Below are 14,769 nucleotides of genomic sequence, written 5' to 3'. Positions count from 1 at the left end.
TCGTCCGGGGGCGCGACCGCCGCGTCCTGTGCCGACTTCGACTCCGTGGCGGCGGGGGCGTGGGCGGCCAGGCGGACCTTCTTGGCCGCCACGTCGGACTTGACCTTGCGGAAGCCGGGGGCCTGGGTGGGGGGCGGCTTGACCGGGGCGGTGTAGCGCTGGGCGACCAGGCGGGAGACGGCCGCGTTCCCCGCCGCGCGTTGCAGCCGCTGCACGCTGCGGCGATCGGGGGCGGGGCGGTCCCCGGGCGGGCGCTCCGGTGCCGTCGTCGTACGGGAGACGTCTGTACGAGGAGGAGTGGACGTACCGGTACGGGCAGAAGCGGGGCCCTTCTCCGGAACCGCCTTCATCCGTCCTCCCGGCCGCACATGTGCCCCGTCGCCGTCCCAGGGTGTGCGCGGCGCCCGCGGAGTACGCAGGACATGCGCACCGCGGTCGGGGCAGCGCCCGGCGGCACGTACAGCACGACGGCGTTGCCTGATCGGGCAGCGGCCGGTGCACGGGCGGGCGGCCGTGTGTCCGTTCCCGGTGATCGCGGGTGTCGCGAGAATTGCGGGCGTTCCCGGCCAAGGAGAGACTCATATGCCGTCGTACCTGTCCCCGGGCGTCTACGTCGAAGAGATCGAGTCCGGATCCCGGCCGATCGAAGGGGTGGGCACCTCGGTCGCCGCTTTCGTCGGCTTCGCCCAGAAGGGCCCGTTCGACGAACCGACGCTGATCACCAACTGGAGCCAGTTCGTCGGCACGTTCGGTGACTTCGTCGACGGTACGTATCTGGCGTCGGCCGTGTACGGGTTCTTCGCCAACGGTGGCGGCGTCTGCTACGTGGTGCGGATCGGTGACGGCACCGAGCCCCCGGCGGACGGCGAGGGCGACCGGAGCGCCGGGCAGCTGCCCGCAGGGTCGGAGACGCAGCTCGGGCCGTACGCGGTGAAGCCCCGCCCCGGTGTGACGGGAGAGATCACCGTCGAGGTGACCGAGGTGGAGGGGGACGATCCGCCCTCCGACGTCTTCCAGCTGATCGTGAAGCGGGACGGGCAGGTCGCGGAGACGTATCCGAGCGTCACGACCAAACGCAGCAAGGAGAACGTCGCCACCCGGGTCAACACCAAGTCCGAGCTCATCGAGATACGGGAGTCCGGGCGCGGCGCCGCGCCCGCCAAGCCCGAGCCGCAGACCGTGACCCTCGCCCCCGCCGCCCCCGCGTCACCCGGCGCAGCCGGAGCGCTGACCCCCGAGCTGTACGTCGGCGACCCCGACCGACGGACCGGGCTCGGCGGGCTCGAAGCGGTCGAAGAGGTCACGACCATCGCCGTGCCGGACCTGATGAGCGCGTACGAACGCGGGCTGTTGGACCTGGAGTCGGTCGTCGCCGTGCAGCAGGGGCTCATCAGCCACTGCGAGTTGATGGGCGACCGCGTCGCCATTCTCGACCCGCCGCCGGGACTGAGCCCGCAGCAGATCCTTGCCTGGCGGACCGACCGGGCCAACTTCGACTCCAAGTACGCCACGCTCTACTACCCCTGGATCCGGGTCGCCGACACCTCGTCCGGGCGCGCCCGGCTCGTTCCGCCGAGCGGTCACATCGCCGGGGTCTGGGCACGCAACGACGAGTCGCGCGGTGTGCACAAGGCGCCCGCCAACGAGGTCGTCCGCGGGGCGGTCGCCCTCCAGACCCAGCTGACCAAGGGCGAACACGATCTGCTCAACCCGGTCGGGCTGAACTGCATCCGGTCCTTCCCCGGGCGCGGCATCCGGGTCTGGGGCGCGCGCACGCTGGCCTCCGACCCGGCCTGGCGCTATCTGAACGTCCGGCGCCTCTTCAACTACCTGGAGGAGTCGATCCTCGCCGGTACGCAGTGGGTCGTCTTCGAGCCGAACGACGACGCACTGTGGGCCCGTATCCGGCGGACGGTCTCGGCGTTCCTGGTCAACGAGTGGCGCAAGGGGGCGCTGTTCGGGCTCACCCCGGAAGAGGCGTTCTACGTGAAGTGCGACCGCGAGACCAACCCGCCGGAGAGCATCGACGCAGGTCAGGTCATCTGCGAGATCGGGGTGGCACCGGTCAGGCCGGCCGAGTTCGTCGTCTTCCGCCTCTCCCAGCTGACCGGGGGCACCGGCGGCGTCGACGAGTAGCGCCGCCGGGCGCCGGGCCGTAGCAGCGCGGCCGTCCTGAGGTCCACCAAGCGGTAAAAGCGGTAAGAGCCGTAAAGGAGCCTGTTGTGCCACTTCCCGATCTCGACAGCACCGTCGGGGCCTCCTTCGGCCTCGAATTCGACAGCGTCGTCATCAAGCAGATCACCGAGGTCAGCGGTCTGAAGATGGAGCAGGACGTCATCGAGCTGAAGCAGAACACCGCAGACGGCCGCTACGCCATCAAGAAGCTCCCCGGCAGGCCGAAGGCCGGCGAGGTGACCGTGACCCGCGGCCTCACCGAGGACAACAGCTTCGAACGGTGGATCAAGGACTCCCGGTTCGGCCGGATGACCGCGGCCCGCCGCAACGGTGCGGTCATCGTGTACGACCACGAGGGCATCGCCATCAAGCGCTACAAACTCATCAACGCCTGGCCGAAGTCCCTGGAGATCGGCACCCTCAAGGCCGGTGACACCTCGGTCCTGACGGAGAAGCTCGCGATCACCTACGAGAGCATGGAACTCGACTGATGCGACGTACGGCTCCGGCGGAGGCCCTCGAACGGCCGGACGCGCACCTCCCGGCCGGTGGCGGCGGACGGTTCGGCCAACGGGACACGCTCCGCACCGAGTTCACCTTCGAGCTGCCGCGCGGGTACGTCGACGACGCGGGCGTCGTGCACCATACGGGCGTCATGCGGCTCGCGACCGCGCGCGACGAACTCGTGCCGTTGCGGGACGACCGGGTGCGTGAGAACTCCGCGTACCTCTCGGTCGTGCTCATCGCCCGGGTCGTCACCCGGATCGGCACGATCGACGACATCCACCCCGGCATCATCGAGGACCTCTTCGCCTCCGACCTGGCCTTCCTCCAGGACTTCTACCGGCGGATCAACGCCGAGGGACACACCCGCGCCGCCGTCACCTGTCCGGCCTGCCAGGAGGAGTTCGCGGTGAATCTCGCCGGTGGCCGCCTGGGGGAATCGTGACGTACGCGGCCGACCTGCTCTACGAGGAGGTCGCGTACCTCGCCTATCACTTCCACTGGCCGCTCGATGAGCTGCTGGACCTGGAGCACCCGGAACGACTGAGGTTCGTCGCACAGATCGCTCGCCTCAACGGGCAGTAGCGAACAGCGCAGGGAGGGCGGAAGAATCCATGGGCCTGATGTCCTGGCTGCGCGGTGGCGGGCGCACGGAGACGAGTACGGGTACGGAGGGGGGCGGCGCGGGCGCCGCCCCGCCGGCGCCGCCGCGCGAGCGGGTCGATCCGTCCCAACTGCCGCCGATCCAGCGGACCCTGGGGAATCAGGACCTGGTCATCGACCCCTCCGCATTCCAGGGATCGCTCTCCACCCGGCAGGACACCTCACTCGGTACACCCCTCGGGCATCTGGTCAGCCCGGACGCGCCCACCGGGCTGGTGCACGGGATCACCGCCCCGGCCGCCCCGGCCACCGTGGACCGCCCGTCGGCGGTGCAGCGGTCCGTGCAGCGGCAGGTGGAGCTGCCGGGCAGGGCCAGGTCCGTCCCCCTTTCCGTGCCTACGCAGCGCGCTGTCTCGGGTGGTGCGCCCGCGATGACCTCGGCCGGGGAGTCTGCCGTGGCAGAGTTGCCGGTGCGCCAGCTGGTGGGCGAGCAGCCCCTTGTGGTGGCATCCGAATCGGCCGCGCCCGAGCCCACGATTCCGTCCCCGTCCCCGTCCCCGTCCCCGTACCCGCCCTCGGCCCCGCCCGTTCAGCGATCGGTGATGCCGCCCACCTCGGACACGCCCCGGCGCGCGCCCGGCCTCGGTGCGCCCATGTCCGCATTGCCGCCAACGGCACAGCGAAGGGCCGCCGTTGACGGTCCTGGTGTGGATCCCGGGGTGACTCCGGTTGCCCGGAGCGTGGCGGACGATGGGGCCGGTGGGGCCGGTGAGGTTCCCGAGGCCGCTCAGGTGCCCGCAGCCCCGGAGCCGGAACCCGACTCCGGTGTGCCCACCGCGCCGCTGCTCGGCGACTCCCCCCTGCTCCCCGCCGCGTCGGAATCCACACCGCCGGCTCCCACGCCGGCGGTGCAGCGGACTCCCGCCGTGCCGCCGCAGGCTCCTCTGTCGCCGCCCCCGACCACCGCTCCGGTCGCGTCGCTGCTCGGCGACCGGCCCCTGACGCTCCAGAACGGGCGCAGTGGTGGGACGGGCGCCGTACAGCGTTCCGCCGTGGACGGTGCGACAGCGGTCGCGTCCGCCGGTACGGGATCCGTGCCCGGACCCGTGCCGCCGTCCGTGCCCGATGCCGTTCCGGTGCGCTGGACGTCCGCCGGGTCGGGGGCGCCGTCGACGGAGGTGACCCCGTCCGTCTCCGTACCGGCTGCTCTGCAACGTACCGCCACGCCCCCGGGGCAAGCGGCGGGTGCGCCTTCCCCGCCGCTTCCCGCCCTTCAGCGTCAGGCAGCCGGGGGGCCGCCGGTGCCTCGTTCGTTGCCGGGTTCCGGTAGCAGTACCTCACCGTCCACCACCTACACTTCCGCCGCCTCCTCCGTGCCCTCCTTCACCTCGGCCGGTTCGGTCGCCGTGGCCGCCGGGGTGGCGCAGCGGATGGCCGATGGCAGTGTCGTCTTCGGGTCGCCGCCCCCGGCGTACGCGCCGCCCGTCGTCCAGCGCGAGACGGAGACCGAGGAGCCACCGCCACCGGATCCGCCCCAGGAGGCCGCGCCCGAGCCCGACCCGGAGCCCCGACCGGAACCGGAACCCGGGCCCACGGCGGAGGCCCACGGTGCGCCCGGCGCTCCCGCGACCGCTGCCGCCACCGCCCCCGGCGGAGCGCCCGTCGTCACCGACGAGCTGGTACGCGCCCTGTACCCGCCGCTCAGCAGGCTCTTCAAGGCGGATCTGCGGCTGGAACGCGAACGCGCGGGATTTCTCATCAACACCAGGCACTGAGAACGGCAGTGACAACACAGGGAATTGAGAGGTACGAACCATGGCCGCCGCCCAGGACAACGATCCCGCCGTCAGTGTCTGCTTCGTCGTCACGATCGACGACATCGAGCTCGGATCGTTCAACACATGTGACGGGCTGGGCTGTGAAGTGGTGCTGGAAACCCGGGAGGAGGGCGGCAACAACGGGCATCTGTGGCAGCTGCCGACCCGCCTGAAGTACTCCAACGTCAAGCTGTCCAGGCCGCTCACCAAGGAGACCGAGAAGGTGGCGCGCTGGTTCGCCACCATGACGACCGGGTTCAGCCGCAAGACGGCACACATCGAGGCGCGGACCGGGGACGGGCAGAAGGTGGCCCAGTGGGGGCTGCTGGAGGTCGTGCCCGTCCGCTGGACCGGCCCCTCCTTCACCCCCGAGTCGCCCAAGGTCGCGATGGAGACGATCGAGATCGCCCATCACGGCTATGTGATGGAGGGCTGAGCGTCGTGAGCGGTGCGGGTCCCATCGCCTTCAGTGCCGCCGGCACGTCCGGGGCGTCGGCCGCGAAGGCGGGCAAGGGAGGTTCGGCCAGGCCCAAGCTGGAGCACGCCTACCTGGAGCTGCGGACCCCGCCGACCGGCGGCGGCCTCACCCCCGGCGGCCCGTGCGGGCGGATCGACTTCCAGTTCAACCCCAAGGAGCTCAGCCTCACCAAGGCCGCTTCCTGGAAGAGGAGCCCGGCCAAGGGCGCGAAGAGCTCCGGACCGCCGGAGTACCAGGGCTCGCAGCCCAGCAAGCTCACCGTGGAGATGTTCTTCGACGCCAGCGACACCCAGGACACCCGGGTGGTGACCTCCGTGGAGCAGCTCTTCGCGTGCTGCGTGCCGACCAACGAGACCCGTCAGCAGCAGCGTTCCTCGCCGCCGTGGGTGGTCTTCCACTGGGGCGGGCTGACCGGGTTCCCCGGCTACGTCAGTCAAGTGCAGGCGAAATACACCCTGTTCACCACGTCGGGCGTTCCGATCCGGGCCGTCTGCCAGGTGACGATGGAGGAGATCAGCGGCGACACCCCGGGCCAGAACCCGACCTCGGGCGCCCTCGCCGCCCGCCGGGTGCACCGGCTGGACGCCGGGGACTCGCTGCCCTCGCTCGCCCAGCGCGAGTACGGCGACCCGGCGGCCTGGCGGGTGATCGCGGAGGCGAACGGGATCGACGACCCGATGCGGCTGGCCCCCGGACGGCAGCTGCTGCTCCCCGCGCTCGACGAGCTGAACAGGCTCGAAGAGGGCCGGGACGGGGGGCGGTCCTGATGGCGCAGCCGGGCGTCGCGACGGCGCTGGTGGTGGAGTTCGGCGGCAGTCCGCTGCCGCCGAAGTTCGTGAACACGCTGGTCGAGGGGTACGTCGACGACAGCCGGACGCTGCCCGACCTGTTTCTCCTGCGCTTCCGCGACCCGGACCGGGTGCTGCTGGACCGGACCGGGCTGAAGATCGGCAGCGAGGCCAGGCTGCTGGCCCGCGCGGGCGGCGACTCGGCACCGAAACCGCTGCTCAAGGGAGTCGTCACCGCCCTGGAGGTGGAGCTCGACGAGACCGGCACCTTCACCGTCGTACGCGGTCTCGACGAGTCGCACCGGCTGTTCCGCGGACGCCGGGTGGCCAGCTACCAGAACATGACCCTCGCCGACATCTGCGCCCAGGTCGCCCAGCGCGCCGGACTGAAACCGGGCACGGTCGACGTGGCCGGTCCCGTGCTCGAACACATCGCCCAGCCCAACGTCACCGACTGGGAGTTCATCCGGGACCTGGCCGAGGAGGCGGGCGCGCAGGCGTACGTGCTCGACGGGCAGCTGCACATCACCAGGCCCGCGGAGGCGAGCGGCGCACCCGACGGTTCGGCGCGGGCGGACCGCAACCCGCTGGTCCTGGAGATGGGCAGCAATCTGCTGCGCTGCCGGGCCGGGGTGTCCTCCGCGGAGCAGGTCTCGGAGGTCGAGGTGCGCGGCTGGGACGTCAAGGCCAAGCAGCCGCTGGTCGGGCGGGCGCCCGCCGGGAAGTCGGCGACGCTGGAGCTGGGGGTGAGCGCGGCCGAGGTGTCCGCCCCGTTCGGCGAGGCGCGCTTCGTGGTCACGGACGCGGCGTACGGGGCGCAGGCGCAGGTGGACCAGGCGGCGAAGGCCCTGGCCGAGCGGATCGCGGGGTCGTTCGCGGAGCTGGAGGCGGTGATCCGGGGGAACCCGGAGGTGCGGGCCGGCAGTGCGGTGGCGCTCAACGCGGTGGGGGCGCCCTTCGAGGGGCGGTACACGGTCACGTCGTCCCGGCATGTCTTCGACCCGGTGCGCGGGTACGAGACCTGGCTCACCGTCTCCGGTCAGCAGGAGCGGTCACTGTTCGGGCTGACCGGTGGAGGAGCGGGATCCGGCGGGTCCGGAGCCGGTGGCGGGGGCGGGTCGCGGTGCGCGGGGCTGGTCAGCGGGACAGTCACGGACACCCATGACCCGGAGGGCTCGGGGCGGGTCAAGGTGCGGTTCCCCTGGCTGTCGGACGAGTACGCGAGCGACTGGGCGCGTACGGCGCAGTCGGGTGGGACGAGCGGGGGCGAGGCGTTCATCCCCGAGGTCGGCGACGAGGTGCTGGTGGGGTTCGAGCACGGGCATCTGGACCGTCCGTTCGTACTCGCCGGTCTGTACAACGGGAAGGACCGCCCGTCGCAGGGCAGCGGCGGAGGCGGTGGTGGCGGGGGCCCGGCCGGCGGTGGGCCGGGAGGTGCGGCCGGCGCCGTGGCCGGTGCCGTGTCCGGCGATCCGGCCACCGCGGGGCCCGCCTCGGAATCCGCGCCCGGCGGCCCGCTGGTCGACCCGACCAGCGGGGCCGTCAACCGGCGTTCGATCGCCTCCAAGAGCGGCAACCAGCTGGAGATCCTGGACGACGCCAACGGCCCGCAGGGCGTACGCCTGCTCACCGGCGACGGAAAGCTGAAGATCGATCTGGACCGCAAGGGCACCGTGATCGTGATCAACAGCGACGGCAGCGTGAACATCGAGGCCAAGCAGCAGGTGTCCATCAAGGCGGCTCGCGGGGTCGCGCTGGACGGCGGGCAGGGAACGCTCGAACTGAGCGGTGACAGCGTCACGTTGAAGTCCCGCAGCGGAGTGAGCGTCGACGGCGGGAACGGCGAGGTCAAGCTCTCCACCAGCGGCACGGTGGATGTCCGGGGCGCCCAGGTCGCGGTCGACGGAACGCAGCGCACCGACATCAAGGGCGGCAGCTCCCTGTCCATCAACGCACCCATGGTGAAGATCAATTGACGGCACGGACGCCGATCGAGAGGAACGGACTCCCATGTCAGCAGCCGCGGCGGCAGCCGCACGGGTCGGTGACCCCACCGGACACCCCGGCACGGTCGGGCCCCCCGGCGTCCCGTCCGTGCTGATCGGCGGGCTCCCCGCCGCCACGGTCGGCACCCCGCACCTGTGCGCGTCGCCGCCGCCCGCGGTGCACGCCCCGTCCGCGATCACGCCGCCCGGCAGCACCACCGTGCTGATCGGCGGGCAGCCCGCCGCCCGGGTCGGCGACCGGGCGGCCTGCGGCTCACCCGTCGTGTCCGGGTGCCCGACGGTACTGATCGGAGGCTGAGCGGCCATGGGACAGGAGTTCATCGGCGCGGGCTGGGCCTTTCCGCCGCGCACCGACGCCACTGGTTCCATCGCCCTGGTGCGCGGGGAGCACGAGCTGGAGGAGTCGATCCGGCTGATCCTGGCGACATCGCCGGGCGAGCGGCCGATGCGGCCGGAGTTCGGCTGCGCCGTCAACGACTACGTGTTCGCCCCGGCGGACGCGGGCACGGCCGGGCAGCTCGCGTACGAGGTGCGCCTCGCGCTGGACCGGTGGGAGCCCCGGATCGAGGTCACCGAGGTCGTCGTCCGGTTCGACGAGGCGGACAACGGGGTTCTGTACATCGACATCGGCTACACCGTGCGGGGCGCCAACGACCCCCGGAACCTGGTCTTCCCGTTCTATGTGATCCCGCAGCACGAGGAGGTGGACGGCGCGTGACGCTGCCCAGCCCGTATCTGGACGACCGCCGCTTCCAGGGCCTGGTCGACGAGGCGAAACGGCTCGTCCAGCAGCGCTGCCCCGAGTGGACCGACCACAATGTGTCCGACCCGGGCGTGACCCTCATCGAGGCCTTCGCGACCATGGTCGACCAGCTCGTCTACCGGGTGAACCGGGTCCCGGAAAAGAGCTATCTGACCTTCCTCGACCTGATCGGGGTCCGGCTCCACCCGCCCACGGCCGCCCACACCGATGTGACGTTCCGGCTCTCGGCGCCGCAGCCCGAACCGGTACGGGTACGGGCCGGCACGGAGGTCGCGACCGTGCGCACGGAGACCGAGGAAGCGGTGGTCTTCACGACCGTCGGCGAACTGTCCATCGTGCCCTGCGAGTTCGCCCATCTCGCCACCTGGCCGACCTCCGGCGACGCCGTGGACCGTACCGAGGAACTCGCGCTCGGCCGGTCCGTCCCCTGCTTCGGCACCACGCCCACGCCCGGCGACGCCCTCTACGTGGGCCTGTCCGCGGCCGTTCCCTCGGGCGTCGTCGTGCTCCGGCTGGACTGCGCGGTCGAGGGCGTCGGCGTGGACCCGCTGCGGCCCCCGCTGGTCTGGGAGGCCTGGGACGGCAGCGCCTGGACGGCCTGCGAGATCGAGAAGGACGACACCGGCGGCTTCAACCGGTCCGGAGAGCTGATCCTGCACCTCCCGGAGGGCCACACGCCCGCCGTCGTCGTGCGCCGGACCGGCGGCTGGCTGCGCTGCCGCCTGGTGGAGGCCGCCCCCGGGCAGCCCACCTACATGGCGCCCCCGGTGGTCCGCCGGATCACCGCGTTCACGATCGGCGCGACCGTCGGGGCCGTGCACGCCGAGACCGTGACCGACGAGGTGCTCGGCCCGGCCGAGGGCGTACCCGGCCAGACCTTCACGGTGAGCCGCCCGCCGGTCGTCCCCGGCGACTTCGTCGTCGAGGTCGCGGACCCGGCCGGAGGCCCGCAGGGCACCGAATGGACCCGGGTCGACGACTTCGCGCACTCCGGCCCCGAGGACCGGCACATCACGCTCGACCCCAACTCGGGGCGGGTCGAATTCGGTCCGGCGGTACGGGAACGGGACGGCTCCGTCCGCTACTACGGCAAGGTGCCGCCGAAGGGCGCCACCGTACGCGTGCGTTCGTACCGCACCGGCGGCGGCCTGCGCGGCAATGTCGCCCGCTCCACGCTCCGGGTGCTGCGCAGTGCCATCCCGTACGTGGCCCGGGTGGAGAACCGCAGCCCCGCGCTCGGCGGGGTGGACGGGGAGACGGTGGAGAGCGCACGGGTGCGCGGGCCGATGACGCTGCGGACCCTGCACCGGGCCGTCGTACCGCACGACTACGAACTGCTGGCCCGCGAGGTGGCACCGGACGCCTCCCGGGTGCAGTGCATCCCGGCCGGCGGGGACTCGGACGTCGAGGCGGGCGGGGTACGGCTGCTCGTCGTACCGGCCGGGCGCAGTGACGAGCAGGGCCGGATCGAGTTCGACGAGCTGATCCCGCCGCAGCACACCCTCGCCCTGATCGCGGGCCATCTGGACGAACGGCGGCCCATCGGGGCCCGGTTGGTGGTCGAGCGGCCCTTCTACCAGGGGGTCACCGTGGTCGCCTCGGTCCAGGCCCGCCGAGGTGTCGTGCTGGAGCAGGTGCGGGAGGAGGCGCTGACCGCCCTCTACAGCTATTTCAACCCGCTGAGCGGCGGACCGGGCCGCGACGGCTGGCCGTTCGGCCGGCCGATCCAGTCGGGCGAGGCGTTCGCCGTACTGCAACAGGTGGCGGGCGTGGACCTGGTGGAGGACGTACGCCTCTTCCCCGCGGACCCCGTGAACGGGCAGCGCGGCGAGCCCACCACCAAGATCGCCCTGGACCGGCACGCGCTGGTCTTCAGCTACGAGCACCAGCTCCGGGTACGGGAGGCCTGACCGCCATGCGCACAGCCGTGACCGGCCTGCCGACACCGCACCCGCTGATCGAACAGCTCCCGGCGGTCTACCTGGAGCAGGACTTCCTGCGCCGGTTCCTCGCGGCGCTCGACGACGTACTGGCCCCGGTCCTGCTCTCCATCGACAATCTGCCCGCCCACCTCGATCCGCGCAGCGCGCCCGAGGACTTCCTGGCCTGGCTGGCCCAGTGGGTGGCCGTCGACACCCGCACCGACCGCCCGGTCGAGCAGCGGCGCGCGACGGTGCGCGGCGCGGTCGAGCGGCACAGCCGACGGGGCACCCGGCGCGGTCTCGCGGAGGCGGTGTTCCTGGAGACCGGGATCGAGCCGGAGATCGTGGAGAGCGGCGGCACGGCGTGGTCGACGACGCCGCACACCCGGTTCCCGGGCGGCCCGCGGCCGTGGGTCACGGTCCGGGTCCGGGCCGCGCAGCCGTACCAGGTGGACCGGGTGCGGCTGGAGGAGCTGATCCGTACGGAGATCCCGGCGCATGTGGGCTTCGACCTGGAGGTCCTGTGATCTGCGAGGCGTGCGGCCAGAACAACGCGCCGGGGACGCAGTTCTGTACGTCGTGCCAGGCGTTCCTGGAGTGGGAGGCGCCGCAGACCGGTTCCCCGATGCCACCGGCCGCCCCCGCGCGCCCGGCCCCTGCCCCTCCTGTGCCCGCGCCTGCCCCTGCCCCTCCTGCCCCTGCCTCTCCTACGCCCGCGTCGCGGCCTCAGCCGTCCCCTCAGCCTCAGCCGTCCCCTCAGCCTCAGCCGTTCTCTCAGCCCCAACCGTCCCCTCAGCCTCAGCCGTTCTCTCAGCCCCAACCGTCTCCTCCGCCATCCCCCCAGCCGCCCCCTCAACCCCCTGTCGTCGCGACCGCCGCCCCGCGCCGCCCCGGCGACGAAACGGAGGAGCCGGTGCCGGGGCCCGAGGCGCTGCCCGATGTGCCGTCCGGCCCGGCGAGCACACCCCCCGGCCCACCTCCCGTCGCCCCCGTCCGCTGCCCCAACTGCCGTACGGAGAACGCCCCGGACCGCACCCTGTGCATCCGCTGCGCACTGCTCCTGGACCCGGGCCCGCCGCCCGATGTCCGGCCCCCCTGGTGGCGCCGGATCTTCCGGCGGCGACCGCGTCAGGCGCCCACCGCGGGCACCCGGCCGAGGCGCCGGCTCTGGCGCCGCCCCGGTCTGGCGCTGCCGATCGTGCTGATCGTGTTGGCGTGCGGTGTCTGGTTCGCCCTTCCGCACGTGTCAGGTTGGTTCGGCCTCGCCAAGGACGAGACCGGGAAGCCGGAGGCCGTGCCGCCCACCCGGTTCCGGGCCTCCAGCAGGGCTCCGGGCCACCCGGCGGGTGCGGCGTTCGACGGCTTCAACAACCGCTACTGGGCGCCCTCGGCCGCCGGAGCCGACACGGGGGTGGGCCAGTACCTGGAGTGCGACTTCGAGCAGCCGGTACGGGTGCTGAAGCTGGTCGTCTTCTCGGGTACGTCGGCCAAGATGGACGAGTTCCTCACCCAGGCCCGCCCGGCCAGGATCACCGTCGTGCTCACCTCCGCCGACGGAACCAGCGTCAGCAAGAAGCTGCGGGTCAAGGACCAGCCGGGCCAGCAGACCTTCGACCTGCGCGGTTCGGAGATCGTCAGGGCCCGGCTCACTACCGACACCACGTACGGAGCGGGGCCCGGCCGACGGCTTGCCGTCGCCGAGATCGAGTTCTTCGGCCGAAGGCCCTGACGAGAAGCGGACAGGGGCTCAGGCCGTGAGCAGCGCCACCAGGTTGTCCGCCTGCGCGAGGCCGCTCTCCTCGACGAGCTCGCGCACGCTCTGCGCCTCGCGCACCAGCGCGAAGCGGACCCGACCGTCGGCGTCGGTGCGGTAGCCGTACACCGCGGGCCGGGGCAGTGAGTTGTACGAGAAGTGCGTGGAGAAGTAGTACGCCCCGGTGTCGTGGAGCGCCACCACGTCGCCGGGCTCGATGACGGGGAGTTCGACGCCGGTCGCGGTGAGGTCCCCGGCGAAGCAGCAGGGGCCCGCGATGTCGACGACCTGGGACGGGCCCGGCTTCGGGCGGCCCGCCGCGTCGAAGACCCCGACGCGCAGCGGCCAGGAGTCCGGCATGAACACGGTACGGGTGGCGACCTGGGCACCCGCGTGCGTGACCGCGATCTGCCGGCCGCCGGCCGACTTGGTGTACTCGACCACGGTGCCGATCGTTCCGCTCTTGGCGAGCAGGGAGCGGCCGAACTCGGTGACGAGGGTGTAGCGGCCGTCGAAGAGACCCGGTGCGGCCTCGCGGAGTTCGGCGACATAGTCGGCGTACGTGGGCCGGTCGTCCTCGTCGGTGAAGTTGACGGGCAGGCCGCCGCCGATGTCGAGCCCGGTGATCCGGGCGTGGCCCAGCCGGGTGTTGATCCGCTCGGCCAGCTCGTACGCCGCGCGGATGCCCTCGGCGATGAGCGGCAGCGGGCAGCCCTGGGAACCGACGTGCGCGTGCAGCCGGTTGAGCCAGGGCCGGCGCTCGAAGGCCTCGATCACCGCGTCGACGGCTCCCGGATCACGCAGCGCGACGCCGAACTTCGAGGTCGCGGTCGCGGTGCTCATCGCGCCGATGGCCCCCGCCCCCACCTGCGGGTTCACCCGGAGCCCGATGGGTCCGGCGGCCTCCCGGCCGGCCAGCAGGCGGTCCACCCGGGCCATCTCCTGGAAGTTGTCCAGGTTGATCGCGATGCCATGGGCGAGCGCGAACTCCAGTTCCTCGACCGTCTTCGCCGGGCTGTCGAAGACCAGCCGGTCGTATGCGAACCCGGCCGCCAGCGCCTGCTCCAGCTCACCGGGCGAGGCCACCTCGCACCCCATCCCCGCGTCCGCGAGCAGCCGCAGCACCGGCACCAGGCCGCACGCCTTGGCCGCGAACGTGTGCAGTACCGGGGCGGGCCCCTCGAACGCCTCGTTCAGCGCGTCCACCGCGGCGAGCACACCGTCCACGTCGAGGAGACCGACCACGGGCGAGTGCGGACCGAGCAGTCCGTCCTCGACGGCACGCGCCAGTGCCGCCGTGCGGCGGTCACCGCGCTGTCGGCCCGTCGAGCCTGAAGTCATGCCAACCACCACAACACCCCTTCGTCTGCCACGTCGTCAGGTACGAACAGCTTCGGCGCGCAGGGGACGGCGCGTCTTCGACCGACACGACGACGCCTGCCCGATTCCTTTGACGTACCGGACAACCGAACGATCAACGGCGGGTCGCGAGCCGCAGTCCGATCTCCGCCAGGAGCCGCACGGCGGGGTCGGCAGGATCGACGCCGAACAGTTCCCGGGCCCGGCGCAGCCGGTACCGCAGGGTGTTGGGGTGCACATTGAGGCGCCGCGCGGCCGTGCCCGTGTCGCAGGACGCGTCGAGGTAGGCGGCGACCGAGTCGCCGTACGCCGAACCGTGCACCCGGTCGTGCTCCACCATCGCGTGCACCGGCCCCGACAGCGACTCCCACAACGGCTCCACCCGGTCGAGCAGCCGGAGCACCGTCGCCTCGGGGACCACCTCGTCGTACGCCGCCACCGCCGACACCACCTCCCCGGCCGGCAGCCGCGCGGCCCGCTCCCGCAGCACCCGCACCACCAGCTCCGCGGCCTCCCGCGAGGCGGGCAGCCCGGACAGGCCCGCAGCCACCGGCCCGGCGCCCGCCAGGACCACGCTGCGCGGCACCGAGCGCGCGGTCGC

General features: G+C 72.4%; 16 protein-coding genes. 13 read left to right on the top strand and 3 right to left on the bottom strand.

Annotated features, from left to right (window positions below; genetic code table 11):
• Positions 1-350: hypothetical protein (locus ABZY11_RS36130; RefSeq protein ID WP_356483224.1), on the bottom strand; the 350-nt coding region annotated here is incomplete at its 3' end.
• Positions 351-582: 232 nt separating this feature from the next.
• Here ABZY11_RS36130 and ABZY11_RS36125 point away from each other — a divergent pair.
• The 13 genes from ABZY11_RS36125 (at position 583) to ABZY11_RS36065 (ending at position 12,785) form a co-directional block, all read left to right on the top strand.
• The gene (locus ABZY11_RS36125) at positions 583-2,136 is read left to right on the top strand and encodes a phage tail sheath family protein (protein WP_356483223.1); all 1,554 of its coding nucleotides are present in this window, start codon (positions 583-585) and stop codon (positions 2,134-2,136) included.
• 86 nt (positions 2,137-2,222) lie between these two features.
• A complete protein-coding gene (locus tag ABZY11_RS36120) occupies positions 2,223-2,666 on the top strand; it encodes a phage tail protein (RefSeq protein WP_072488539.1) in 444 nt (147 codons plus the stop codon).
• A complete protein-coding gene (locus tag ABZY11_RS36115; protein ID WP_356483222.1) occupies positions 2,666-3,124 on the top strand; it encodes a hypothetical protein in 459 nt (152 codons plus the stop codon). The genes ABZY11_RS36120 and ABZY11_RS36115 overlap by 1 nt, the downstream gene beginning before the upstream one ends.
• Positions 3,121-3,264 (top strand): DUF6760 family protein, encoded by a 144-nt coding sequence (locus ABZY11_RS36110; RefSeq protein WP_093896703.1) that lies wholly within the window; start codon positions 3,121-3,123, stop codon positions 3,262-3,264. The genes ABZY11_RS36115 and ABZY11_RS36110 overlap by 4 nt, the downstream gene beginning before the upstream one ends.
• A gap of 29 nt (positions 3,265-3,293) precedes the next feature.
• Positions 3,294-5,057, top strand: coding sequence for a hypothetical protein (locus ABZY11_RS36105; protein ID WP_356483221.1), 1,764 nt, complete (start codon positions 3,294-3,296; stop codon positions 5,055-5,057).
• A gap of 40 nt (positions 5,058-5,097) precedes the next feature.
• Entirely contained in the window at positions 5,098-5,535 is a 438-nt protein-coding gene (locus ABZY11_RS36100; protein WP_356483220.1) for a phage tail protein, read from the top strand.
• A gap of 5 nt (positions 5,536-5,540) precedes the next feature.
• Positions 5,541-6,344 carry a peptidase M23 gene (locus tag ABZY11_RS36095; protein WP_356483219.1) on the top strand — a complete coding sequence of 268 codons (804 nt, stop codon included), beginning with the start codon at positions 5,541-5,543 and terminating at the stop codon, positions 6,342-6,344.
• On the top strand, positions 6,344-8,341 hold the full coding sequence (locus ABZY11_RS36090; protein WP_356483218.1) for a VgrG-related protein: 1,998 nt from the start codon (positions 6,344-6,346) through the stop codon (positions 8,339-8,341). The genes ABZY11_RS36095 and ABZY11_RS36090 overlap by 1 nt, the downstream gene beginning before the upstream one ends.
• 34 nt (positions 8,342-8,375) lie before the next feature.
• Positions 8,376-8,669 (top strand): PAAR domain-containing protein, encoded by a 294-nt coding sequence (locus tag ABZY11_RS36085; protein ID WP_356483217.1) that lies wholly within the window; start codon positions 8,376-8,378, stop codon positions 8,667-8,669.
• Positions 8,670-8,675: 6 nt separating this feature from the next.
• Complete coding sequence (locus ABZY11_RS36080) at positions 8,676-9,089, top strand: GPW/gp25 family protein (RefSeq protein WP_124720016.1); 414 nt, start codon at positions 8,676-8,678, stop codon at positions 9,087-9,089.
• Entirely contained in the window at positions 9,086-11,044 is a 1,959-nt protein-coding gene (locus ABZY11_RS36075; RefSeq protein ID WP_356483216.1) for a putative baseplate assembly protein, read from the top strand. Before ABZY11_RS36080 ends, ABZY11_RS36075 begins: the two co-directional genes overlap by 4 nt.
• 5 nt (positions 11,045-11,049) lie before the next feature.
• Positions 11,050-11,583, top strand: a complete 534-nt coding sequence (locus ABZY11_RS36070; RefSeq protein WP_356483215.1) for a phage tail protein — start codon at positions 11,050-11,052, stop codon at positions 11,581-11,583.
• Between the two features lie 386 nt (positions 11,584-11,969).
• Positions 11,970-12,785 (top strand): discoidin domain-containing protein, encoded by an 816-nt coding sequence (locus ABZY11_RS36065; protein WP_356483214.1) that lies wholly within the window; start codon positions 11,970-11,972, stop codon positions 12,783-12,785.
• Positions 12,786-12,803: 18 nt separating this feature from the next.
• On the opposite strand, the gene ABZY11_RS36060 is transcribed toward ABZY11_RS36065, so the two are convergent.
• Both ABZY11_RS36060 and ABZY11_RS36055 read right to left on the bottom strand, forming a co-directional pair.
• A complete protein-coding gene (locus tag ABZY11_RS36060) occupies positions 12,804-14,150 on the bottom strand; it encodes a diaminopimelate decarboxylase (RefSeq protein WP_356483213.1) in 1,347 nt (448 codons plus the stop codon).
• A 133-nt stretch (positions 14,151-14,283) separates the two neighbouring features.
• Positions 14,284-14,769: helix-turn-helix domain-containing protein (locus tag ABZY11_RS36055; RefSeq protein WP_356483212.1), on the bottom strand; the 486-nt coding region annotated here is incomplete at its 5' end.

The sequence above is a fragment of the Streptomyces sp. NPDC006510 genome (genome assembly GCF_040611955.1).
Lineage (GTDB): Bacteria > Actinomycetota > Actinomycetes > Streptomycetales > Streptomycetaceae > Streptomyces.
This window is presented reverse-complemented; position numbering and strand designations above follow the sequence as displayed.